The 24,115-nt window shown below is 62.6% G+C and carries 16 protein-coding genes; 3 read left to right on the top strand and 13 right to left on the bottom strand.

Translation table 11 applies throughout. The annotated features are described in order from the left end of the window. Positions 1-52: 52 nt before the first annotated feature. The 3 genes from AC0VX3_RS00215 to tssD all read right to left on the bottom strand — a co-directional run bounded on the left by AC0VX3_RS00215 (position 53) and on the right by tssD (position 5,259). Entirely contained in the window at positions 53-1,678 is a 1,626-nt protein-coding gene (locus AC0VX3_RS00215; protein WP_475523039.1) for a sigma-54-dependent Fis family transcriptional regulator, read from the bottom strand. Between the two features lie 85 nt (positions 1,679-1,763). Next, positions 1,764-4,505 (bottom strand): type VI secretion system ATPase TssH, encoded by a 2,742-nt coding sequence (gene tssH / locus AC0VX3_RS00210; protein ID WP_475523038.1) that lies wholly within the window; start codon positions 4,503-4,505, stop codon positions 1,764-1,766. A gap of 163 nt (positions 4,506-4,668) precedes the next feature. Continuing rightward, positions 4,669-5,259 (bottom strand): type VI secretion system tube protein TssD, encoded by a 591-nt coding sequence (gene tssD, locus AC0VX3_RS00205; protein ID WP_475523037.1) that lies wholly within the window; start codon positions 5,257-5,259, stop codon positions 4,669-4,671. Between the two features lie 491 nt (positions 5,260-5,750). On the opposite strand from tssD, the gene AC0VX3_RS00200 reads away from it, so the two are divergent. From AC0VX3_RS00200 to AC0VX3_RS00190, 3 genes are all read left to right on the top strand, one after another. Continuing rightward, positions 5,751-7,280 (top strand): type VI secretion system Vgr family protein, encoded by a 1,530-nt coding sequence (locus AC0VX3_RS00200; protein WP_475523036.1) that lies wholly within the window; start codon positions 5,751-5,753, stop codon positions 7,278-7,280. A gap of 111 nt (positions 7,281-7,391) precedes the next feature. Then, positions 7,392-7,751, top strand: coding sequence for a hypothetical protein (locus AC0VX3_RS00195; RefSeq protein ID WP_475523035.1), 360 nt, complete (start codon positions 7,392-7,394; stop codon positions 7,749-7,751). Further along, positions 7,748-9,505 carry a type VI secretion system contractile sheath small subunit gene (locus AC0VX3_RS00190; protein ID WP_475523034.1) on the top strand — a complete coding sequence of 586 codons (1,758 nt, stop codon included), beginning with the start codon at positions 7,748-7,750 and terminating at the stop codon, positions 9,503-9,505. The genes AC0VX3_RS00195 and AC0VX3_RS00190 overlap by 4 nt, the downstream gene beginning before the upstream one ends. A gap of 139 nt (positions 9,506-9,644) precedes the next feature. Here AC0VX3_RS00190 and AC0VX3_RS00185 read toward each other — a convergent pair whose 3' ends face one another. The 10 genes from AC0VX3_RS00185 to tssF all read right to left on the bottom strand — a co-directional run bounded on the left by AC0VX3_RS00185 (position 9,645) and on the right by tssF (position 24,105). Then, a complete protein-coding gene (locus AC0VX3_RS00185) occupies positions 9,645-10,775 on the bottom strand; it encodes a serine/threonine-protein kinase (protein WP_475523033.1) in 1,131 nt (376 codons plus the stop codon). Continuing rightward, complete coding sequence (locus AC0VX3_RS00180) at positions 10,759-11,466, bottom strand: PP2C family protein-serine/threonine phosphatase (protein ID WP_475523032.1); 708 nt, start codon at positions 11,464-11,466, stop codon at positions 10,759-10,761. The genes AC0VX3_RS00185 and AC0VX3_RS00180 overlap by 17 nt, the downstream gene beginning before the upstream one ends. 428 nt (positions 11,467-11,894) lie before the next feature. After that, positions 11,895-12,665, bottom strand: coding sequence for a type VI secretion system-associated protein TagF (gene tagF, locus AC0VX3_RS00175; protein WP_475523031.1), 771 nt, complete (start codon positions 12,663-12,665; stop codon positions 11,895-11,897). 23 nt (positions 12,666-12,688) lie between these two features. After that, entirely contained in the window at positions 12,689-16,279 is a 3,591-nt protein-coding gene (gene tssM, locus AC0VX3_RS00170) for a type VI secretion system membrane subunit TssM (protein ID WP_475523030.1), read from the bottom strand. Positions 16,280-16,288: 9 nt separating this feature from the next. Then, entirely contained in the window at positions 16,289-17,209 is a 921-nt protein-coding gene (gene icmH, locus AC0VX3_RS00165; protein WP_475523029.1) for a type IVB secretion system protein IcmH/DotU, read from the bottom strand. An 11-nt stretch (positions 17,210-17,220) separates the two neighbouring features. Then, positions 17,221-18,555: a type VI secretion system baseplate subunit TssK gene (gene tssK / locus AC0VX3_RS00160; protein WP_475523028.1), complete on the bottom strand. Its 1,335-nt coding sequence runs from the start codon at positions 18,553-18,555 to the stop codon at positions 17,221-17,223. 117 nt (positions 18,556-18,672) lie between these two features. Continuing rightward, complete coding sequence (tssJ, locus tag AC0VX3_RS00155) at positions 18,673-19,164, bottom strand: type VI secretion system lipoprotein TssJ (protein ID WP_342891732.1); 492 nt, start codon at positions 19,162-19,164, stop codon at positions 18,673-18,675. Then, the gene (locus tag AC0VX3_RS00150) at positions 19,161-21,236 is read right to left on the bottom strand and encodes a type VI secretion system-associated FHA domain protein (RefSeq protein ID WP_475523027.1); all 2,076 of its coding nucleotides are present in this window, start codon (positions 21,234-21,236) and stop codon (positions 19,161-19,163) included. The genes tssJ and AC0VX3_RS00150 overlap by 4 nt, the downstream gene beginning before the upstream one ends. Continuing rightward, positions 21,233-22,360: a type VI secretion system baseplate subunit TssG gene (tssG, locus tag AC0VX3_RS00145; RefSeq protein ID WP_475523026.1), complete on the bottom strand. Its 1,128-nt coding sequence runs from the start codon at positions 22,358-22,360 to the stop codon at positions 21,233-21,235. The genes AC0VX3_RS00150 and tssG overlap by 4 nt, the downstream gene beginning before the upstream one ends. Beyond that, positions 22,357-24,105 (bottom strand): type VI secretion system baseplate subunit TssF, encoded by a 1,749-nt coding sequence (gene tssF, locus AC0VX3_RS00140; RefSeq protein WP_348142703.1) that lies wholly within the window; start codon positions 24,103-24,105, stop codon positions 22,357-22,359. The genes tssG and tssF overlap by 4 nt, the downstream gene beginning before the upstream one ends. Positions 24,106-24,115 lie beyond the last annotated feature (10 nt).

The following is a 24,115-nucleotide window of genomic DNA, read 5'->3' as shown; positions in this document are numbered from 1 at the left end:
GCGGGCCCCCAAGTTTAATCTCAGCCGATGGCTGTCGCAGCCCCAGACCGGATCAAGGACGTTCCAAACCAACAGGCCGCGTGATGTTGTACCGGTTGAGCTTGTCAATAATGGTCCGGCGGCTGACATTCAGTATGCGCGCTGCATTGGTTTTGTTCCAGTTCGCTTCGCGCATTTTCGCCTCGATTACCATCGCTTCGTACTGGCCGACAATGGTTTTCAGGTCGCCTTCCGGGATCAGGCCCGGAACACGGTTGCCGGTCTCGTGCCGGGCGCCCGCCAGTTCCGGCGGCAGATGCGACAGTTCGATCGGATATCCCTCCTCGGCCATCAGTCTGCCGCGGTCGAGAATATTCTTCAATTCCCGGACATTGCCCGGATAACCCCAGCACATCAGCGCATCGAGCGCGTCGGAGGCAATGACGGGCACCTGATGTCCCGACTTGGCCGCGGCCGAGCGCAGGAAGTGATCGATGAGCAGGGGGATATCCGACGGGCGTTCCCGCAAAGGCGGCAGATTGATCGGAAACACATTCAGCCGGTAGAACAGATCCTGGCGGAACTCCCCGCAGGCGATCTTTTCCTCGAGATTGATGTTGGTCGCGCCGACGATACGCACATCGACCTTTTCGGTCTTGGTCGAGCCCACCCGCCGGACTTCCCCTTCCTGAAGCAGGCGCAGGACCTTGGCCTGGAGGGCAAGCGGCATGTCGCCGATCTCGTCGAGGAACAGCGTTCCGCCATTGGCCTCATGGGCAAGGCCGAACTTGGTGGTGTTGGCACCCGTGAACGCGCCTTTCACATGGCCGAAGAGTTCGCTTTCCAGAAGCGCCTCGGGCAGCGCGGCGCAGTTCTGGACCACGAAGGGCTTGCCGGCCCGGTCGCTGGACATGTGGACGAAGCTGGCCATCATCTCCTTGCCGGTCCCGGTTTCGCCGCGCACCAGAATGGGCACATTGGACCAGGCTGCCTTGCCGACCAGCTTGATGGCGTGTTCGATCGGCGGGCTTTCGCCGATCAGCCCCTTGGGCCGCTTCAGCTCGGCTTCCTTTTTCGGTGGCGTCTTGCGGATCTGTTTTGGCAACTCCGCAAGGTGGCGGTCGAACTGGCGCTTCAGGCGGATGTTGTCCTCCACAAGACGCGAATTCCACATGTAGAGCGCGGCAAGCCCGGCAAGGCTTTGCAGTTCCTTCAGCACAGGGTCCGGCAGCGCCCGGATGGCGTGGCTGGACGAGCCCGGGTTGATCACCTGCAGGATGCCGATCGTCCGGTTGGACTGGATCGTCAGGGGCAGGATCACCAGGGCCCGGGTCGACAGCCCGCCCAGTTTGTCCTCCTCGCGGATGCGGTCGAAATCGTATCCGATGACCTTGTCGATATCCTCCAGATTGAGCATCGTTCCGGTGGACACGACAAAAGCGGCCGGCTCCTTCAGGTTCGGCATCATGTCGGCGCCGTACAGGATGACCTGCTTGCCGGTCGGCATTGCCTTGATGTAGCCGCGGTGCCGGGAACAGGCCCGGTGCAGCGTCTGGCCGAACGTGTCCAGGGTAAACAGGGACGCTTCTTCGGCACCGGTCAGGTCGAGAGCTGCCTCCACCACCTGGTCCATCACCGCTTCAACCTTGACACCCGCCGTCATGGCGCCGGCCAGCTCTATCAAATCGCCCAAAATCATCGCGTCCGCCGTCGTTTTTCGTGGACGTTACCCGAAAACCGGCCGGGTCCTGCGCCTGCCGTCTTCCGTTCGCGTTTCGTGCAGTTCAGGAGAGGACGTAGCAGAATGCGCCGCCTTCTCCCACACCGATGTCCACCTTGGAGAAATCGGCGTCTTCCGCACCCATCTTGGTCAGGAGCTCTGTAGACAGCTCCGGCAAGACCGTGCGGTTGATGATGTGATCGATGTTGCGCGCGCCGGTTTCGACTTCGGTACAGCGTGCGGCGATCGACCGGACCACCTCTTCGGAGTAGCCGAGTTCCAGCTTCTGGTTCTCGCGCAGGCGTTTGCCGATCTTGTTCAGCTTCAGCCGCACGATCTTCTCAAGCGGAGCGCCGATCAACGGATAGAACGGTACGATCTGCATGCGCGCCAGAAGGGCGGGCTTGAAATGCGCGCTCAGTGTCGGCCGGCAGCCGGCGATCAGTTCGTCGACCCCGGGTTGTTCCCGCAGGCTGCCCATCTCGGTAAGGACATCCGTTGCCAGGTTGCTGGTCAGGATGACGATGGTGTTCTTGAAGTCGATCTGACGGCCTTCACCATCCGACAGCACCCCTTTGTCGAACACCTGGTAGAACAGGTTCATGACCTCCAGGTCGGCTTTCTCGACCTCGTCCAGCAAAACCACCGAATAGGGCCGCTGGCGCACGGCTTCGGTCAGGACACCGCCTTCGCCATAACCCACATATCCCGGGGGCGAGCCCACAAGCTTGGAAACGGTGTGCTTTTCCTGGAACTCGGACATGTTGATCGAGATCAGGAACCGCTCGCCGCCGAACAACTGGTCGGCGATTGCGGTTGCAAGTTCCGTCTTGCCGACCCCGGACGGGCCGACAAACAGGAACACGCCCATGGGGGCGTCCGGGTTCTGGACCCCGGCCTTGGCAGTTCTGAGCGCCTGGTCGACCGCATCGATGGCGTGGTCCTGGCCGATAACCCGGCTCTTCAGCTGGGTGCCGAGCGACAGGATCGAATCCGCATCGTCCTGGACCATCCGTCCGAGCGGCACACCGGTCCAGTCGGCAATGACCTGCCCGACCGCTTCCTCGGTCACTTCGAATGAGATCAGCGGGTCGCCGGCCTGCACCGTTTTCAGGTCGGCCGCGATCCGGGAATAGTCTTCTGGAGAGATGTCGCCGCCTTCCGGGGCCTGCCCGGCGGGATCCGCTGCTTCATCAGAGCCGTCCGGATCCGCTGCCGCGCCGTCGGCTGCAGGAGCTTCCGTGTCCGGTGCCGGGTCGTCCTCAAGGCTGAGGCCAAGGTCGTGGCGAATCTTGAGGAGCTGATCAACCAGCGCCTTTTCCCGGCTCCAGCGGTCCGTCAGGTCCGCGATGGCGGTTTCCTCGTCGGATATTTCTTTCTCGATATCCGTGACTTCCAGATCCTGGGAGGAGAAATCGGCCTGATGATCCCGTTTCAGGGAATCGAGCTCGCGCCGCAATTCGCCGAGGCGCTTTTCCTTCAGCTCGATCACGAACGGCTTGGACGACAGGGACAGCTTCACGCGGGCGCAGGCGGTGTCGAGCACATCGACGGCCTTGTCAGGGAGCTGGCGGCCGGAAATGTAGCGGGCCGCCAGTTTGGCGGCCGCGACGACCGCGCCGTCACGGATATAAACTCCGTGGTTCTTCTCGTAGGCGCCGCGCAGGCCGCGCATGATCGTGATGGCCTGGTCCGGGCTCGGTTCGTCCAGCTTGATCAACTGGAAGCGGCGTTCGAGAGCCGGGTCCTTTTCGATGTATTTCTTGTATTCGCTCCAGGTGGTGGCCGCGATGGTGCGCAATTCACCCCGCGCGAGCGCCGGCTTCAGCAGGTTCGCGGCATCCGCGCCGCCCGCGGATCCACCCGCGCCGATCAGCATATGCGCCTCGTCGATGAACAGGATCACCGGTTTGGCGGACGCCTTGACCTCGTCGATGATGCCCTTCAGCCGGTTCTCGAACTCACCCTTGACGCCGGCACCTGCCTGCAGCATGCCGAGGTCCAGTCCGATCAGCTCGACATTCTTGAGCATGTCGGGAACATCGTTTTCAGCAATCTTGCAGGCCAGGCCCTCGACCACCGCGGTCTTGCCGACGCCCGGATCGCCGACGCAGATCGGATTGTTCTTCCGCCGCCGTCCGAGCACATCGATCATCTGCTGGATCTCGCGGTCCCGGCAGAACACCTGGTCGATCTTGCCGTCCCGGGCAAGCTGGGTGAAATTGGTGCAGAACCGGGCAAGGGCGCTGTCCGGATCCATTCCGGGAGCGACCGACCGGCCTTCCGCCGGCACATCGCCACCGGCCGGACGGGCGCTGAGGCCCGCGGTCGTTTCTTCCGACTGGCTGACGATGTCCTTGAAGTTCTTCTTCAGCTCGACAAAGGACATCGCCTCCAGATGGCTGAGCCAGCGGTCGTCACCGAATCGGTTCGGCTTGGCGAAAACGGTCGCCAGCAGGCTGCCCGAGCGAACCTGGTCCAGGTCCAGTTCCACGGAACTGACCAGCCAGGCATCCGAAATCCATTCGATCAGAAGCGGGGAGAAAGCCGGGCGGCCCTGATTGCCGCGCTTGAGGCTCTCAAGGGTCGAATCCAGGGCCTTTTTCAGGGGCGCCGGGTCAATCTCGAAATGACGGCAGGCGCTTTGCAGGTCGTGCTGGCTGTCTTCGGCAAAGACATGAAGCAGATGCTCGATCGTGACTTCGAAATGTCCGCGCGTGACGGCAAGTCCGGCGGCGCCTTCGAGCGATCGGCGGGAATAGGTGTTCAAACGGCCGATCAAACGGCGAAGATCGAGATCAATCAAGTGCCACCCCTATGACTGATTTTTGCCTGTCATCACGTGCCGAATATGAATTCATGACAGGAATACTATGCGGATTAAATCGATTCTGGCCCCTAAAAAATTGAAAGGGGGTAAAAAAGCCGCCCCGGGAAACCGGGACGGCCCTTGAGGCCTGGACCTTGGATTACAGGGCCCCGGATACAGGAGCCCCGGATACAGGAGCCCTGAACATAGGAGCCCTGGATATCCTGGCCGGACGGATCAGGTGACCGGAGCGCGGTAGTCGTCGGAAGCGCTGGTGCCGGCCTTTTCGTGGGTCCATTCCACCTTGCGGTAGGTGAAGGACCACTTGTCGGTGTCGCCGCGCGAGGCGTTCTTGTCGTCGGTGACGTTCCGGCAGGATCGTCTTGCCTTCCACCAGAACCGCGTCGGTGAACTTGATCGTGTAGTAGTGCTCCTGAACACCGGCCGTGGAGGTGCGCCAGAAGTGCACTTCGATCTCCAGAGCCTCACCGGTGGCCAATGCCTGCCACAACAGCGGGGTGGCCTTGTCGACCGGTTTCATGAAGGTGGTCGGCATGTGGCGGCGGGTGGCGATGATGGACCCGGACTGCGGGTCCCGCGGAACAACGGCGTTCTGCTCGAAGTGGTACACGAGGGACTGGCCCTCATGGCCTTCCTGCCACAGGTTGCCGATGCTGTCGGCGGTGGTCGCGTCGGCTGTCATGTCGCCCTGGGTTGCGCCCTTGACGGTGACGTATGCGATGTTGGACATGATATCCTCACTTGTAAGCTTCGAGAATTCCGACCTGCCGGTGCGTTCTGCCGCCGACTGCCCTGTCATTGGCAAGGGGTATGCCAGTTTGGCGAGTATTTTCATAAATCAATGGAAACAGAACTTTAGATGGTAAATGCCGCTGATTGTCAATTGTGACACTGTGCGAGAATCTTCACACTTTCTCCGGGAGTGCGCGAAATAATCCACGCGGAAGATGTGATCTGCGTCACAAATGCCGTGAAGAGCCGTCCGCAATCGTGCCGGTTCGACGCGAATTCGGCTGTTTTTCACTGCAAAACGACCTATTCCGTGACAGAAAAGAGCCTGCTGTGCAGAAACTGTGGAATTGACCGCACTGATGACCTCGCCCACCTATGCGGTATCAGGAGGACCGGAAGCCTGTTTTGCCGAAGCGTCACACTTCTCCGGCAAGATTGGCTAAACTGCCACCAGCAGGCCCGGTCAGGCCAGCCCAGGAGGAATTCTCGATGAGTGCTGATACATCTCAAGGTCATATGACGATCGAATTGCCGGGTGATCCCGGCGAGGAGATCTATGTCGAAAGCCTGGCGGGCAGGGAAGCCCTGGGACAGACCTACAGTTTCGAAGTCTCGCTTCTGTCGAAGAAGACGATCGACCTGGACGCCCTAATGGGAAAGACCGCGCGTCTTACCCTGGAGCGGGCAGGTGAATCCCTGGTCATCGCTGGCGTGGTGGGCGCAGCTCGCACCGGCGATCCGACGCCGAACCGGGAATTCAATTATTACGTGGTGCTCGAGCCGGAACTGGCGATGCTGCGGCACAGCGCCCAGAACCAGGTCTATGGCACCGACAAGGATGTCACGGTTGTCGACATCATCCAGGGGGAGTTGTCGGACGCCAACAAGTCCGGATCGAACACGTCGGCAAGCCGGGTGGCGCGGCAGATCCAGTCCGAGCTGCTCGTGACCGCATCGGACTATCCGAAGCTCGATTTTGTCTTCCAGTACTGCGAGACCGATCTGAACTTCCTGAGCCGTATGTGCGAGCGGTTCGGCATCTATTTCGCCTTCGATCATTCCGGCGACCGCGAGAAGGTCATTTTCGGCGACCGAAAGGAACACTTCACCAAACTGAGCGGCAACCGGATCACCGACGAGCTGCCCTATCGCAGCAAGAACCAGGTCATGGGCACCGACAATTTCGGGGTCTGGTCCTTCAATGCCGACTACAGCACCCGAAGCGGCACGATCGCGCTGCGCGAATACAACGAGGAAACACCCAAGGTGTCGCTGTCGGTCTCCGAAGACGCGTCCTTTGCCGGACAAGGGGTGACAACACTCTACGGCGAAAACTATCCTGCCGTGTCCGATGGCCAGTTCATTGCCAAGCGCAGGGTCGAGCAGGTCGAGGGCCAGCGTCTCCAGTTCGTCGGCGAGAGCAACGTTCCCAACGTGCGGCCCGGGCTGTTTTTCAAGCTCAAGGATCATCCGATCACGGATCTCGACGGCCTTTACATCGTCATTTCCGTTGAACATGCCTGCACCGTCTCGACGCCCATCGGCTTCAGCTCCTCCGGCAAGGAGCCGGCCCCCTATACCAACCGGTTCGTCTGCGTGCCGTTCGACAAGGGCTACCGCCCGCCCGTCGTGGCACCGAAGCCGGTCATCGCCGGCTACATGATCGCGTCCATTGACGGGGAATCGGATGGCAGCCGGGCGGAGCTGGACGATTTCGGCCGCTACAGGGTCAGGATCCTGGACGAGGAAAGCGGACTGCTCAACGGCAAGGCCAGTCATCATTTGCGCAAGATGGAGCCCTATGGCGGCGGTGACGGCTACGGCTCACATTCCACGCTGCTCAAGGGCACCGAGGTCTTGCTCGGTTTCCTTCAGGGGGATCCCGATCGTCCGGTTGTTCTGGGGGCGGTCTCCAACGGCGAGCAGATGAATCCGGTGACGTTGACCAACCAGAATGTCGCTCATCGCACGAAAAGCGCGTCGGGGATCGTGTTCCAGATCAGCGACGGATCACCCTGACGCCTGAAGCACGCGCGGGTCGCGGCTCCGGCGGCAGGTCTTCCGGAGCCGTTCGCCCGGCACAGTAACCGTTGACAGGACCACCGGGTCCTGGGATTGATGAGGACTTGAATGGCACCCTGGAAACCGGCTCAACGGGAACCTGACGCGCTGCGGAGCTGCGTTTACGACTATCTCAGAACGCGCTCGCCGCAGGTCTACAAGGAAGGCAACAACGCCCCCACACGGTTGGGCCGGACCCAGGAAACCATGTGCACCGGTGCCCCCCTGACGATCGATCTGGTGGTGACGCCGGTCGGTCTCGCATCGGTCAATGCGCGCAGTGCCCTGGTGTTTTCCGTCACCGGCCACGCGGCAGACACACGCATGGGCTACGAGGTGACCGGCCAGGTCGTGATCGACAGGGCCACGCTGGCGTTCCTGGCGATCGATGCAGACCTTACCGTGATCAACAGGGGAGGGACGGCATGAGCGGACAGGACGACGTCGCGGGGGGCATAGCAAGTTTCTCGATAGGTCTCGGAAATGCGGGCACACAGGCCAGGCCGGTGTCGCCGGCACCGCCGTTCCGGGTGCTGATGGCCGGCGACTTCGGCCTGCCCGCGCAGGCCGGGGCCCTGAATGTGACGGGGCTGGATGTCGCCGAAATCCTGGAAGCGAATGCCCCCGCCTTCAGTGTGAGCGCCGGGAACCTGCTTGGGTCTCATCCGTCCGACCTGGAGGAGCGGCTTGCATTCGCCGGTCTGAAGGACCTTCGGCCGGCAAGGATCGCGAGCCGGTTTCAGTTCGCCCGAGATCTGGATACTGCGGCCGGCGATCCGGACAGTCTCGCGTCCCAAGGCCAGCGCTACGACAAGGTGCTGGAGATGCTCCGCGCCACAAGATCTCCCGAGCAGGCGCCGCCGGTCGCACCTTCGGCCGCACCTTCCGACAGGGATGCGGCGTCGGCAGACAGTGCCGGCGCTGACAAGGATGGTCTTGACGCCCTGTTCTCCATGATCGAAACGCCCGGCAAGACGAGCCGGCCGTCCGACAGCGGCAGCCTGGCCAAGGCGGCTGTCGAGGCCTTCGTCCAGCAGACGATGCGCGAGGAACGGCAGGGAGAAGCGAAACCGACGCCGGCCGTCGCATCGCCCGTGACGGCATTGCAGGAGGCGCAGGCGCGCCGGTTCTTCGATCAGGGCAAGCTGCGCACGGTCCTGCAGAACTGGCACGGTCTCAAACTTCTGTTGAGCGAAATCCGGCTGGGCCTGCCGCTTGAAATGCACCTGCTGCAGCTTGATCATGACCTGACCGGCCCGGATCTGGCCGATGTTCTGGGAGGTTCCGACGGCGCGCTGCAGGCCGATCTTTACGACGTGGTGCTGTTCGCGAACCTCACCGGTCTCGCGGCGGCGGATGCGGATCTGGTCAAGACCCTTGCCCGGGAATGCGAGGACGCCGACACGGTCGGCCTGCTCGGTCTGGAAGCGGGGTTTTCCGGCGTGCCCGGCGCGGAACTCGCCTCCCTTGAAGCTGCGCATCAGCTCCTGGATCAGCCCGGTTACGAAGGGTTCAAGGGACTGCGGGACAGCGATGCCGCCTCCCATCTGGCGCTGTTCTGGAACGAGGCGCGTCTCGTCTCCGGGGGACCTGGACATCCGGCCGTGTTCGCGCCTGGTGCCTGGATCGCGCTCGCCCAGATCCTTGGCCAGTTGGGTTCGGAAGTGTTTCCGCGCCTTCCGGTTGGCGTGCCTGTCGACTTTGACGCCCTGGAAGTGGCCGAGGGCGAAGCTAAGGGACGCGCGGTGGCAACGGCGGCGCGGTATGTCGCGGGGCCGGGCACGGCCCCGTCGCTCGCCCAATGCGGGATCAACGTGCTGGAAGGTGTCGCCAATCGCACTGATCTCCTGTTCCGGAGGGGCGTCACCGTCAAGCCGGGCAAGGAAGGCCGCGGATCGCTGGATCAGGCGCTGCTGGTGTCCCGTCTGTTTTCGCTGTTTCAGGAAGCCCTTGGCGGCGCGGTGACCGGCGGACAGACTGCCCAGGACCGGGAAACGGCGGTCAGACGGAACCTGGACGATCTGAGCACGGCGCTGGCCGGTCAAGTCGTCTTCGAGGTCGCAAGGCAGACCGTTGAGGATCAGGACCTGATCGGCGTCTCGGCAACCGTCCGGGAGGGCTGGGCGACGGGACAGCAGCATTCGTTCTATTTGCCGGCTTCCGACGGCTCATACCACGGCTGATACCAATGGGCGTTGATCATGCCTCATCCGACCAAGTTTGGCGGCCCGGCGGCCAGACGCGTGTCGCAGGATTATCCGACAAGACGCGCCAAGCGATACGCCTCGCCGTCAGACGGAAATGGCCTCAGACGGGTCAGGATCAACCCTCTTTGGTTTGTGGACCGGCGGAAGTTTCCCGCTCCGGCGCCTGCTCTTCAGGCGTGCTGTCTGCTGTTTCCGGATTCTCTGTTTTCGGGTTTTCTGTTTCCTGGTTCTCTGGCTTCCGGTCTTCCAGCGCCGGATCTACCGGTTCGCCGGGTTCCGGCCTGCCGCCTTCCGGCGCGTTCAGAAACTCGCTGACCATGTGCCTCGCCAGTGTCAGCGGGGTCGGACGGCAGAATCCTTCTGCGAACCGCTGGACGGATGCGGTTCTGCCGTTGTCGTTCAGGCATAGCCCCGCCTTGAGGGCACGCCAGCGCATCCAGGAAAGCTGTTCGGGCCTGACAGGCGCAAGGCCCTCCCTCCGGGCGTCGAGCGCATTCGTCTTGCCGAAGGGCCGCGTTCCGCCGAAGGCGAGATAGGCGATCACCGCGAGCGAAAACACGTCGTCCGCTTCACAGGGCTCGGCCCCGGCCAGGCGTTGCGGCGAGGCGTAGGCCGGTGTCACCGCACCGAAGCGCGCAAGAATGACGATGGTGTCTTCCTCGCGGGTCTTGACCGGTCTGGCGATCGGATAGGCGATGTTGAAGTCGATCAGCTTGGTGCTGCCATTGTTGAGAATGAACACGTTTCCCGGTTTGAGGTCCGCGTGGATGACGCCGTTGGCATGGGCATGGCTGAGCGCGGTGGTCAGGTCGGCGAGCAGGCGGGAAAGCCGTGCGGGTTGAAGGCACCGGTCCGGAGATGCCCTGAGAAGCTGCGACAGCGTCTGGCCCTCAAGAAGCTCCATCACCATGAAGTGGATGTCACCTTCCCGGTCCATGTCGTAGACACGCACGATGTTGGGGTGAACAAGGTCCCTCAGGCGGCGGGCTTCCCGGTGCATGAGCGCAACGACATCCGGATCGACATTCTGATCCGCGCGCATGATCTTGATGGCCACATTCGGATCGGCAAGCCCGGCTTTCGCGGCCACCAGGTCGCGCGCCTTGTAGACGGTCGAAAGGCCTCCCTTGCCGATTTCCTTGAGCAGCAGAAACCGGTCCTTGAGGACGGTCCCGGCCCTGACCTCGCCGGCGGCCGGTGCGTGCGTCTCGGGGCGGTCGCCCCGCGCTTCACCCGGTTCTTCCATAGGTGTCCGCCCAGACTGTGATGACCGTGATATCGTCGGAGGAACCGCCGGCAACGGACCGCGCCACCAGTCGGTCGGCAAGCCCGAATGTGCCTTCGGCGGCCATGTTGACGAGCATGGTTTCATCCATGCCCTTCAACAGGCCGTCGGTGCATAGAATGAAGACGTCACCGGGCATCAGTTCCAGAGTCCTGCGACCGAAGGTGATGTTCTCGCCGATGCCGATGGCGGAGGTCAGCCGGCCGGCCGCGTCCGCGTGATCCTCGGAAATCAGGAACAGGTGTTGCTGGCGCAGCAGATAGAGGCGGGAGTCGCCGGCCCAGATGCAACTGGCATGTGTTCCGTCCACGATCAGGCTCAGGCTGGTGGCGCCGGAGACATCCTGTTCCGGAGCCGAAAGATAATCCGCGTACAACGCCTTGTTGACATGGGAAATCGCCGATTCCAGTGCAATCAGCCGGTTGTCGAGATCTGTTGCGGGAAGGCTGACCAACTGGGACACGGCCAGCACCGTCGCCTGGCTGGCGAGATCGCCATCTCGGTGGCCGCCCATGCCGTCGGCCACGGTGAACAGGCCGGTCGCGGGGTCGGAAAAATGGCTGTCCTGATTGACGGGATGGTTGGGCCCCTGTCGTGTGGCCGCCTCGGTCCGCAACAGCGGACCCGAGACGGATGTGGTGATCGTGTCCAAGCGTATTCTCCCTGACAGGGCTTAAACCAACCGCAATTGATAGAAACCCATTTGACCGCGTTTGGAGACTGTTCCGCAAGGAGCACGTCGCAGTGCGATGTGGATCATCGGCCAAGACGTGCGACGCGGCAGAACAGTCTCCAAACGTGGCCTCCGGTGGCTTGTTCCGGCCCGCCGGGCAGCGTTGCGCAGCTTGAACGGCCAACCAGGCCGCCCTGCGCAGCGCTCCTGGTCGGCGAACCGGGACAATGCCATGAAACGGTTTCCTATCAAATGCGGCTGGTTTTACTCCAACCGGTGCCGATTACGGCCCGATTGAGCGGCGTATCGAATGCATGCGTGCAAGGGGCGCTCGGCCCGATGCCGGACCCGGTGTGATATACGGCGCGGTGAAACAGCAATCCGCTTCGGGCCGGTTTTACATCGCGTCAGTTCCCCCTGGCCCATGGCCGAATTGGACTGCCCGGATCGACCTGGCCGCGCGTCCAGCCGAAGCGGGCCCACTCCCCGGAAAAGAACCCACCGGTTTCCCGCCCTCTTGGCAGGCCTTTCCAGATACACAGTTCCGGCGGCCGCGTGGCGCTGCCGTCCTGCCACCAGTAGGACAGGGGCAGGCCCGGCGTTGGCGGCCGCTCCAAGGAAAACACGAGCGCATCTTCGGCGATGATAGCGTCTGTGTCGGTGCGTGCAAAACGGATCCTGAGCGCTTGCTCCGCCGCGTCGAGAGGCACGGGGGGCCGCGATGGGGCAACGGGTGGAGGACCGCTCGACAGCAGGGCGGCCTGCTGCGCCAGGATCCCGGCGAAGGCCTTGCGCGATAGGGTCCCCTCGACAAAGTCCATTGTCCGGACCTCCAGGGCATCGAGGACCGCGTCCACGGCGCTCTCGAAGGCAAGGTGATCAACGGCTCCGGTCACAGGGATCAGGACGGTCAGGGGAAACGACCTGCCAAGGGCGTCGGCGGAGGCCAGCAGCAGGCCGCACCAGGAAGATGGTCCCAGCAGACCCGGTTCGATGGCAAATCGCCAGGCGGGAGCTTCGAAATATAGCCGCTGCCAGCTGTGCGGCAATTCGTTCTGTACGCTGTGCAGCCAGTCGGACATCACGCCGGCCCAGGCATCGGTCAGGCCCGCGCTCAGGCCATCGAAGACAAAATCCCGCTCGAGAGGCCGTTTTCCGAAGTACCCGCTGTTTTTCATGTCCGGCTCCCTGGGTCTGCAACCTAAAGCGAAGGCGGGCAGCGGAAGGCCGAATAAAGACCCAGGTTGAAGGGATTGGTGATGCTTCCGGCGTTGAGGGCGAAGCTGGCGCTCACCTTGTCCTTGGAGATCGAGAATACGAACTGGTCGCGGCCTCGCACGGAGGACAGGCCGGAAGCGGTCATCAGCCGGAAGATCGCCCAGGTGCCGGTTTTCTTCAAGACGTTGGTGGAATTGTCCAGCAGGGTCACGGACAGCTCGGCGCTACTGCCGTCGGCCTGGCTCGGCCAGGAAAAGTCCGTCGCGCGCACCGGTCCGTGGCGGTAGGTGATGATGGAATCATCGATTTTCAGGGTCGATTTGAGCGCACCGGGATCGAGCAGGCTCGGCCGGACGGTGAACTTGGCTTCCGGGCTGGATGCGTTCTTGGGAAAGAACGCGTCCCGGATGGTCTGTGCCGTGGCAAGCTGGGCCAGAGCATCCGGCGCCAGACCGAGATTGGACCCCTGGTTTTCGATTTCGATCAGCTGCCGCCCGCGTATGTTGACGAACGGCGAGACAAAATCGGTGAAAAAGCTGTCGACGACCCCGGCCGGGCCGAGAAGGTCGGTGAAGTCCTGCAGGGAAATGTCGTCGTCCGCTTCCTGGAAGAACGGGTAGCGGCCGGACATGATGCTGGTGCAGACCGGCAGGATTTCGTTCTGCCAGGTCCGGTTGATGTGGAGATAGGCCGACTTGTTGAGCAGGCCTCTTGTGCGGTTCACGATCGACATGACCAGGGCCCGCACCGGTTCCGGTTTGGTGGCAGCTTCAGCCCGCAGCGCGGTGAAGGAATCCGTTTGCGGGTTCTGGGCCCGCCCCTTGACATAGTCGAAGGCGGCCTTGTTCGGGTCGGGGGCCGACACGATGCCCGATATGTTGCCATAGAGATCGCCGAACAGCTGGAGCACCTTGTCGATGGAGTTCTGGCTGTTGGGATCGACGAGATTGTTGAGCGGCCGGAAGGCATCCTCGATGGCAACGCCGGGCCAGGGGCTGTCTCCGAAGGCGGCTTCCACCGCGGCCTTTGCGGAGGCCTCCTGTGCCGAAGCTACCAGTCCGCCCGCCGGATTTGCCGGCGCATTGGCGGCCTGGTCCGCCGCGCCGGCCGCCGCCGTGGCCGGATCTTCCTTGTCGCCCGGCAGCGGAAGCTGGGTATTGTCCCGCAGGATGTTGAGGATATTGGTAAGTGGCGAATCCGGTGCCGAAAGCTGTTCCAGAACCGTCTGCGCACGGCCGAGCGAGCCGATTTCCACCACGCGGATATAGGCGGTGCCTTCCCGCCAGGCCTTTATGTAGTCTTCCGTGTAAAGCTTGACGACCTGGTTGGCGACCTGGTTGTAGGTGGTCCGGTTCACGGTGTTGCCGAGCACCCAGTCGCTGCCCATGGAATTGCGGATGTATTCCGGCAGGCGCTCCAGGAAGAAATTGTAGAAGCCGTTCTTGGTGTAGAGGCCGGGGATAATCGACCGTCCGCCGGCCGTGGCGGTGTCGACATAAAGCGACGTGGAACCGAGCGTGCTCACGACATTGATCGGCGGCAGCCGGTAGCGCTGCGCGGCGTCCCGGACCATGCGGTTGTAGATGTCGCTGGCCTGCGGTGCTTTCTGTATCCGGTTGCGGGCCTGCTGCAGGATCGGCAGCTCGGAAGGCGAGGCCACGCCCTGAATCGGCAGCAGCTTCATCAGGTTGTCCATGTGGACCTGCATTTGCGCCCGGTCTTCCGGATTGAGCAGGAAGGTCGACTCGTTCTGGGCGCGCAGGGCGTTGCGCACCTTGGTGGCGTCGTAATTCTGGCCGGTCGTCAGCATCAGGTAGGTTTCGAGCTGGTCTCTCAGCAGGGCGCTGTTGCCGTTCGAGGCCGTCGAGATCAACTGGATCTGCGCTTCCAGCCGCGAATTGATCGATGGCAGCAGATAATCCGTCAGCAGGGTGTCGTAAGTGCGCTCGGCCGCCGGATAAAGCACGGACTGGGCCTCGACGCTGATCGGGGTCGCACTCACCCAGCTTGCCTTTTCGCTGATCTCGTCACGCATCTTCTGGGCCGCATTGAGCGTTGGAAGCAGGTTGATCAGAGACCGGTTCCGGTCCGCCTCGGTCTTCAGAAGGCGAACCTGGTCGGCGTTTTTCGTCGTTACCTCGGCAACATCAAGCCCCTGGCCGAGGCCGGCCACCCAGTACAGGGACAGGCACACCACAAAAGCTGCGAAGGCGGCGACGGCTCCGCCGTAGAGCGCGGCCAGCCGGCGTTCGAGGCGCCTGTTCTTGCCGACGAGATTCTGTTCGGGGAAGACAATGTCGGTCAGGAGTTTCTTGATGAAAAAGGCTTTTGACTGGCCACTCAACGCGGGCTGCTGGCTGGCGGACAGCGAGAAGCTGCGTCCCATGGCGCCGAGCAGGCGGTCGAACGGCGTGCCTTCCTGCGTGCCGGAAGTGAAATAGACCCCGCGCAGCAGGGGCTGGGCTTCGTAGCGGGTCGGCCGGAAGACATCGGTGACAAAGTCCCGCAACACATTGCCCAGGCTGCCGAATTCATGCGGAAATCCGAAGATGCGGCAGCGCCGGCCGTTGTTGCGCTCCTCGGCCAGTTTCTCCGGCAGGTGCCGTTCCAGGCGGGCGACCAGATCGACAAAGCCGGTTTCGAAGCCGGGTCCGACCGTGATCTGCTGTTCGTCATACGGGAAGGTCACGCCCCAGACCTGCTGACGATCGGCTTCCCGCAAGGTGTCGAAATATTCGTCGAAACCGGCAATCAGATCGCATTTCGTGAACAGCAGATAGACCGGGAGGCGCAGGCCGAAAGCCCGGTGCAATTCGCGCAGGCGCTGCCGCAGGATCTCCGCCTGCTGCTTGCGCTCGGCCTCGCCGGCAAGCGCGACTTCCTCGATGCTGACGGCCAGAAGAACGCCGTTGATCGGCCGGCGCTGACGGTGTTTGACCAGCAGTTCGAGAAAGCCGTTCCAGGCGGCGGAATCGATGCCCTTGTTGACATCCTGGGTGGTGTAGCGCCCGGCGGTGTCGATCAGAACGGAATCGTTCGAGATCCACCAGTCGCAGTTTCGGGTGCCGCCGATGCCCTGGATGGCCTCGTGTCCACCTTCGGCCAGCGGAAAATCGAGCCCCGAATTGCGCAGGATCGTGGTCTTGCCCGTGCCCGGAGGGCCGATGATGACGTACCAGGGCAGTTCGAACAGGTAGTTCTTCGGTCCGGAGCCTTCGACCGGATTGTCCCGCAATGTCGTCAGGGCGCTTTCGAACCGTTCCCGGATCAGCTCGACCTCGTCCGCCGACATGTCGTTGCCCATGGAGACGAGTTCGTCGTTCGCCAGCATGGAATTGATGAGCCTCGCATTGGCCCTGCGGGTCAGGAGGTGGCGCACGAAGGTGAGCAGGAAAAAGCCCAGCAGCAGCGCGACCGCCACGATGACCCGTGGCGCTGTCTCCGCGAACGGGGTTACGCCGGCAACCGTGATGATGCCGCCCCAGATCAGCACGAGCGCCGAAATGACGATCAGGATCAGCAGCACGAGCAGGCTTGCGGGTCGCAACAGGGAGGCGAGATAAGTTCGAAGCATCTCTTTCCCCTACGGCCTGTTCAGTGATTCAATGGCGCCGAGCGTGGGCACCAGTTCACCGTCCAGAACGAAATCGCTGTAGCCGCGCACGACGATCAGCAGCAGAAACCCGATCGCCAGGAGGATCCAGAACGGCGGCAGGGTGCTGACATTCTTGCCCTTCTGCGCGCCCTTGGCGTTTTTGGACAGCGGTTCGTCCGGCTGCAGGTTGCTGTTGCGCCTGATAAGGCGCGACAGTTCGTTTCTGAGATCTTCCAGCTGGTTCCGGCCGCCTTCCAGCACCCGGTAGCGGCCTTCGAAGCCGAGCATCAGGCAGGTGTGCACGAGCACGAGCAGCGGCAGTTTCGCCTTGGCGTCACCGCGGATGCGGTCGAGAATGCTGAACACCTTCTCACCGCCCCAGGTTTCGTTGTGATACTGGTTGAGCAGGCTGTTGGAGCTCCATTCGCTGCGGCTCCCCCACGGGGTCATCAGCACGGTTTCGTCCAGCGTTGCGCACAGGATGTAGCGCGCCGCAATGATGTCTCCCGCCTGAACGCCGGTGCGCTGGGCAAGCTGTTCGAACCGGTCGATCTCGTCGACGACTTCCTGGCGCAGGGCATGCACGTCCGCCTGCTCGATCGAGTTGCGGATCTGGGAAATGATCAGGAGAATCGGTGTCGCCGCCCGCACGATGACCCGTTCCGGGTCCGTTTCCAGCTGACGGACGATCGAGGAGGCCGACTGCAGCCCGCCCGGGCCGCCGCCCTCGGTCCTGACGCCGGGTGCCGGAGCGGAGGCGTGCGCCGGGCCTCCGGGCGACGAAACGAACGCGACCGTCGGTTCATCGTCCTCGTGACCGGCCGCGCTCTGGGACTCGGCCATCGAAGTCCGGGCTCTGGGGCTCAGTCTTTGAGCCACGGTCGGCTGATCGAGGTCATCATCCGTCATGATTCGGATTATTATCCCTTCTGAACGGCCCAGAGTTCAAGACCAAGACCTGGATAATCTCCGCTCAGATGCAACGCAAAAGCGGCGGTACTCTGCATTTGAGGCCAGAGTTCATTTTCGATGTCGAGCTCGAAATAGACGGCGTTTTGAACGTAGGGGATCTGCCGGGGCGCGACCGAGAGCGGCTTGATGGCGACGCCGGGAAGCTGCAGGTTGACAAGCTCGCGGATTTTTTCGACTGGACCGATCTTGATCTGGATCGGCATCTGCGTGCGCAGAACTTCCAGACTGACATTGGCATGGGCGATCAGGATGAAGGACCGGCCCTCCGAAAAGACCATCTTGTTGGTCGTTTCGCCAAGCCAGACGCCGTAGTCGCGCTTGGAAAGAGGAATGTTGACGGCGTTCTGCTGGACCACGAAACTCAGCAGGCTCTCCAGAATGCTCACCAGTCTCTGAAAGGTCAGGCGCAGGTCGAGATGATCGTAGGCGGGCAGTTCCGGCGGCCGCCGGTTGTCCGCTCCGAAGGCCGAGAAGGACCCGATCAGACCGATGAATTCCCGGTAGACGTGTTCCGGTGCGTGCCGCCCGGATACGGCGATGTGTCCGAACTGGACTTCGTAATGATTGGTGACGCTGAGCGCCATCAGATCGACGATACCGGAACGGGTGCTCTCGCCCTGGCCGGAGGTGTTGGAGGCGAGCATTTCACCGCGTTTGCGCAAAAGGCTGCGGACCTGATCGATCTGGGAGATCAGACGTGCGCTCGCCCCCGCCGACAGGACCGGCGGAATGAAACTTTCCGACAGCGTGACTTCACCCTGCGTGGAGACCGTGTCGATTTCCGCGATGGCAAGATGGGCCGTTTCGTCCAGGCTCTCGCCTTCCAGCACCAGCCGCGCCGTCAGTGCACCGACCGCGATGCTGGCCTCCGGCTTGTCGGCTTCGTTGGAATTGCGCACATTGGTCGCGCGCTTGAGGTAGCGGCGCATTTCCTGGTAGCTTTCGCCAAGCTCAAGCTGACCGGAAGATCTGAGCGGCAGCGCGAGATAGACCTTCTTGCCCTGATCGTCGACCGTGATTTGCCGGGCACTTGCGATCATGCCGTTCTTGGCGGTCGAGAACACACTGCCGTCCGGCAGGACGGCATCGGCGGCGGTCACCTGGAACTGTCCGACGGCCAGTGCGTCGGTATCGATTTCCACGCTGCGAAGTCCCCAGGAATACGGGCTCAGGTCGAGCACGCGCTGCTCAAGCGTGGTCTCGAACCAGCGGTCGTGCTGCTGCAGATGCTGCGGCCTGAGAAACATTCCCTCAAGCCAGAGTGGTTTCAGGCTTTCATTCAAGGCCCATCTCCGCCGGTTTCGCAAAAGACATCATTCAGGATCCACCGCAAACCACCAATTGCTTCGCAATAGGTAGCACAAATATCAATCATGCAGGCTGTTGTGAACGTAATGTTTTTAGAAAACGCCAAGCCGCCGATTTCTCAGTTTTTGTATTCGCACGGCAAGGCTTGTCAGATAGATGACAAACTCGTTTTTCTTTTCTTTCTGCAGTTCGATCGTATCGCGCCACTGGGCGGACTCAATGTCCCGGAAACTGGCAATCACGCCGATGTGGGTGGCTTCCGAAGAGACGTCCCTGTTGTAGTCCTGGCTTTTGCCGGGCGTCATTTCATATTCCTGGACACCGATCAGGTCGCCGCCGAGAACCTTCTTGTCGTTGTCGGCCAGATCGAAGAATTCCGCGTTCTGAAATGCGGTCACTTCCTTGAGCTGGTAGACGCGCACGACCACCGGCGACGGCTCCCCGTTTTCATTCGGATTGGTGAATTCGTCAGCCTGGAGCTCGACCTTGATCGGTGTCGGCGGAGGAACCCTTGAACAGGCGGCCAGTGCCGCAAACAGGCTCAGACCCGAAAATCCAAGAAATGTCCGCCGGGATGGTGTCATTTGTTTCTGTTCTCCCAGAATGTTTTTGACTGCTGGCGCGCCTGGTCTTCCTCGACCTGGACGAAGGCCTCGGCAATGGTCTGCCGGACCACGGCGTCGAAATCTCCGCGCAAACGGTCGTGACGTTCCTTCGCCGCATCCCATTTTCCCCGCCGCGAACCCAGGCCCCTGATGCGCAGGCCGCCGTCGTCTTCTTCTCCGGCGAGTGTTTCGGGCGACAGGCTCTCGAACAGGATCCGCATGGCTCTCTGGGTGGCTGCGACCGTCAGCATCGTATGGCTCTGCAGGTTCTTGAACGCCTCCTTCGCGGCCTCGGCCGGTGCCAGGAAACCGCCCTTGCGCGCGAACAGCATCTCGTCGATGGCGAGTTCCCCGACATTGAAATGCTTGAACGGATTGTTTTCCTCCGGCTGGATACGCGTTTCGTACATCCGGAATTCCGTCTTCAGGGACTTGCGCGCATCGAGCAGGGCAATCAGGCCGTTCGCCAGTTCCTGGACCATCTCGCCCGTCGCCCGCGCTATTTCGGCCTGCGCTTCCTTCGGCACGTCGGCATCGGCAAAGCCGAGACCGGCAAGCAGCGCCTGAAACACTTCCGGATCGAGACCGGAGCCCGATGCGGCGGCCGGCGTGGCCGTGTCCTGAACGGCAGGAGGCCGGGTGCCGGACGGCGGGCCGGAAAGAGGGCCAGACGGCGGGCCAGATGGCGGATTGGCAAGCGGGCTCGCAGGGGTCTGCGACGGCGTCGGCATTTGTCCGGTCCTGGCCGGCATTTGCGGTGCAACGCGTGTCTTTGCCTTTTGCGCCAGCTCCGCTTCCCGCTGGGCCCGGCGTTTCTTCAGCGCGTCGAGCGGATCCAGAGGCGCATCGGCACCGGCGGATGCAGGTGCCGGAGGTTCCGGCATGACACCACCGGGCATGACACCTGAGGACATGACATCTGGGGGCATGACTCCTGCTGGCATGGCCCCTGCAGGGGGGACGCCGGCCGGACCGGAGCCGGCTTGTGGGTGGGCCGTGTCCCCGGACGTGGGTGGCAAGGCAGGTGCAGGGCCGGAAGACATCCTGGCAGGCGGGTCTGCGGCAGGCGCCGGAGCCCCGAAACCGAAGTCGACATCTTCCGGAATCGTGCTTGTCTGCGCGAGGGGGGCCGCACCGCTGGCCGGCGCCTGCGCCGGCATCAGCGCTGCCAGGTCAGGCAGGCCCGGTTGTTGAAATCCCGGAGGGGCCGGCGTTGCCGGGGAGGCCAGGCCGGCCAGAAAGTCCTCTGGAATGGCAGGACGGGCGGAAACTGGCGCCGCCGGGCGCGTTGCCGGCGGAGGAGCCTGTGCCGGTGATGGCATCATCGGCTGGGCCGGAGCCTGTGCCGGCGGCTGCGCGGACCCGCCCATGTCGGCGGGCGACACCGGCAGTCCCGGAAGGGGGGAGGCCGGTGACGGATGAAAGGGGCCCGGCGCGGCAGCGGGCGGCGGGTCGAGTTGTGGCTGAACGGGCTGAAACCGGGTCGTTTCATGCGGCGAGGCCGGCACCAGCGGGGCGGAGAAGGCCACGGGCTCCGGGATGGCATTGACCGGAGCTTGCACCGAGGCGACCGGCTGCAGCATCTCGGTGCCGCCGCCGAGATGATCGAGCGGATCCAGGGAGGCGGTCTGCGGCAGGCTTGCTCCCGACGTATCGATCCTCAGGGGGGCCGCGGAGGGCGCTGGCCGTCCGGCGGTGTTGGCCTGCAAGCTGGCGAACGGATTGGTCTGGGTGGCCGGTCCGCTCTGGAGGCTCTCGACACGGATCTGGTAGGGGCCGGCGAGCAGGGTCATGCCCACGGACAGGCTGACGGCCTTGCCGCGGCCGATCGCAGCCTTTTGGCCGTCCAGAAAGGTTCCGTTGGTGCTTTCGTCCACGAGGACGAACGTATCGTTCTGATAGAGAACGCGCGCATGCACGGAAGACAAGTGCCTGTCCTGGTCCGGAAGCACCCAGTCACACTTGCGTGAACGACCGAACGCGCCCCCGCCCGGCCCGAACTGATGCCGGGAGCCGATCGTGTCACAAACAAGAACGAGAGAAGCAGTCATACCGGAACTGAAATCTTGTCTGAGGACGAGGCCTGATGAAAGGGGAAATCGCCGGCCGGCCCGTCCATTCCAGCCGGTGCGACAAATACATGGTGTTCGTCGCCAACGGTACCGCTTGGAGAGGCCGGCGCCAAGTGAACATTGTTTTCAAGCGCGCCGTCGTCGTCCCCTGAAAGCCAGAGGTTGTTGCCCAGCCTTGCCAGACCCAACTGCCCGGCCTGCATGGTGTCGGCCTGGTAGCAGAACTCGAGATCCCAATCGATCGGATCCCGCACGATCATGGCGAGCAGGTCGACCAGCACCGGATGTTTCGCGCCGCTGGGCAGGAAGTCCTGCAAGTCCTCGAAGGACGCGGGCCCGATCCTCAGCCGGAACTTGCCAAGATCGTCCTCCACCTGCTCACCCAGCACCAAATCGCCGCCCAGTAGCGTACTTGAAATGCCGAGTTCCATACGCGAGTCGGTGGGGATGTCCACGATCCGGGAGATGAATTCGATGATCTCGAATGGCAGGTCGAAAAAGCTGGACAGCATCGAGGCAATGGCGTCCGGCGAATTGGAATAGTGGGACATCAGGCCCACATGCGGCAGGATCGCGGTGCGCGGCACATTGCCCAGCTCGGCGCGGTCGTCGACCGGAAACCCGCACAGGGCCAGAAAACACTGTGAGGTCGCATCCAGGCCCTGGGCTTCGAAGCGCACGAAATGCCGGGACTTTTGCCACATTCCGTAGAGCAGAGAAATGAAGCGGTGGTTGAACAGGTCCAGCAGATCCTCGAGCGAGGACGGGGTCTCGTCCCGCTCGATGATGCGTTCCGTCACATAAGGCGGCAGCGGCGAAGCAGGGCCGTAAAGCCCGAAAAAGTTCACCCGGACGTCGTAGCGGCCGGTGCCCGCGTCGTAGTCGATGCTTGAAACGTCGCTGGGGCCAAAGCTGAGCGAGCGGGTGGAGCGGAAGCGCAGGACTTCATGCTCCGGATCCTGACCCGGGCCCATTTTGCGGATCTCGGGATGCAACAGGCTGATCAGGTAGAGCGCCTGGAAGAAGTGGGTGTGCGACAGCGTGCCGACAAGCGCTTCGTCGGGGATCGTCCGGTCCGGTTCTGGAGTTTCCTGATCGCTCATACCAGATGCGCATCCCCCGAGGATGGCTGCCAGCGATGGATGACATTGGCATCGGTGCCGATGACGGTCAGCTGGTGCAGGCTGTTGATGCTGGCATAGGACTTCAGGAAACGGTCGAGAACGGTTCCGAACAGATAGATCTCGGCTTCTCCACCCATCGCCGTTTCGGACAGGGACAGGCTGATTTCATAAGCGCGTGTCGGCCGTCCGTGACGGAATATGTCGACCGCCCGCCGTTCGAACTTGTGAAAATTCTGCAGCAGCAGCTCCCGCTGCAAGGCGGCCTGTTTGTCGACATAGGCTCTGAAGTCGTAGGCTCCGACCACGGTTTTCAGCGCTTCCACGTCAATCAGGGACGCATAATTGCGCGACAGATTGGCGATCAGCGTCCACAGCACCTGATTGTCCAGCGGCGGTGGGACTTCCGACAGGATCGGCGTGATGTTGCGGAACTCGAGTTTGGCGGGTGTGGACGAGGTTGCCTGGTTGACCGCTCCCAGACCGAACCGCGCGGCGTGGTCACCGTTCGAGCACAGCAGGCTGAGGGAGATTGTTTCCGTTGGTGGCAGGCCGTTCTCGTTCAGGCGGGTGACAAAGGAAATGTAGTGATCGACGCCGTTGCCGAGCACCGACGGACGGATCCCCGTCCGATAATAAAGCCTGTCCTCGTCCTGACTGGCGCTGTCGTGGGAAAACGATTCGAAGGCCTGATAATTGACCTTGCGGCTGCTGCCCTGCACCCAGCCGGTCACACCGGTCACGTGGTGGACGCTGAAGACGGACCGGTTTCCGGATGCCCGCACCGGATATTCGGTCCGGTCATGCGCCACGTGAAGGGCCTGTCCCTCCGTCTCGAACAGGTTGATCGCCGGCACGGTGTTCAAGGCGATGGCGTCGCGGGTAATGCGGTCCTGATTGGTGAATTTCTGCCGGAAATTGAAAATGATTTCGAACTCGTCGACGGGCTCGTCGGCAAAGGCCTCCAGGCCATGCAGACGCACATACATGAACTTGTCCGGGCAGGCGAAATACTCCTGCATGATGCGGAACCCGTCGAAGGAGCCATCCGGATAGGGCAGGGTTGCCTGGTCGCGGGCGAAGCCGATCGGTTCCACACGGACATCGGCCCGGACCGCGGGTTTCCTGGCCGGCACGAAATCCACGGAAGCCAGCCGGTTGCAAAGCTGAAGATAGAGCTGACGGGACAGATTGATGTCGTTGCTGGCGCCGAGGAACAGCTGCAGGGGCGCCTCTGCAAGGGCTTTCAGGTCGGCGCCGGCCGTCTTCTTGAACCCGAGGGTCAGTTTCGCGCTGTCCCGCCGGTTCTCCAGATCCGCAGCCGTCAGCATGAGCGGCAGCACGGTCAGGTCGCACCGGGTCTGGAACCGCACCGCGGTGCCCTCCAGAGGGGAGGTCTGGACAAAGGTTCCGCGCGGCACGGAGGTCGACAGGTCAGACGATTCCGCGACCGGCTTGAAGGCGATATGGGTGATCGGCGGAACGGGTCTCAGGTAATGCGGCCAGACGAGCTTGAGCAGGTTCAGCGCGACTTCCGGCATCTCCGCGTCGAGCCGCTGGCGCAGCCGGCCCACCAGAAACGCAAAGCCCTCCATGAGGCGTTCCACGTCCGGATCGATCGGGTCTTCCGACAGGAATTTCGACAGGCGCGGATTGGCCTTGGCGAACACCCGTCCCATTTCCTTCAGGTAGTTCAGTTCGTCGCGATAGTAGGAATTGATCGCCATGCCCGCGTTG

It is taken from the genome of Roseibium sp. QJM3NY_11, from assembly GCF_056173175.1.
This window is presented reverse-complemented; position numbering and strand designations above follow the sequence as displayed.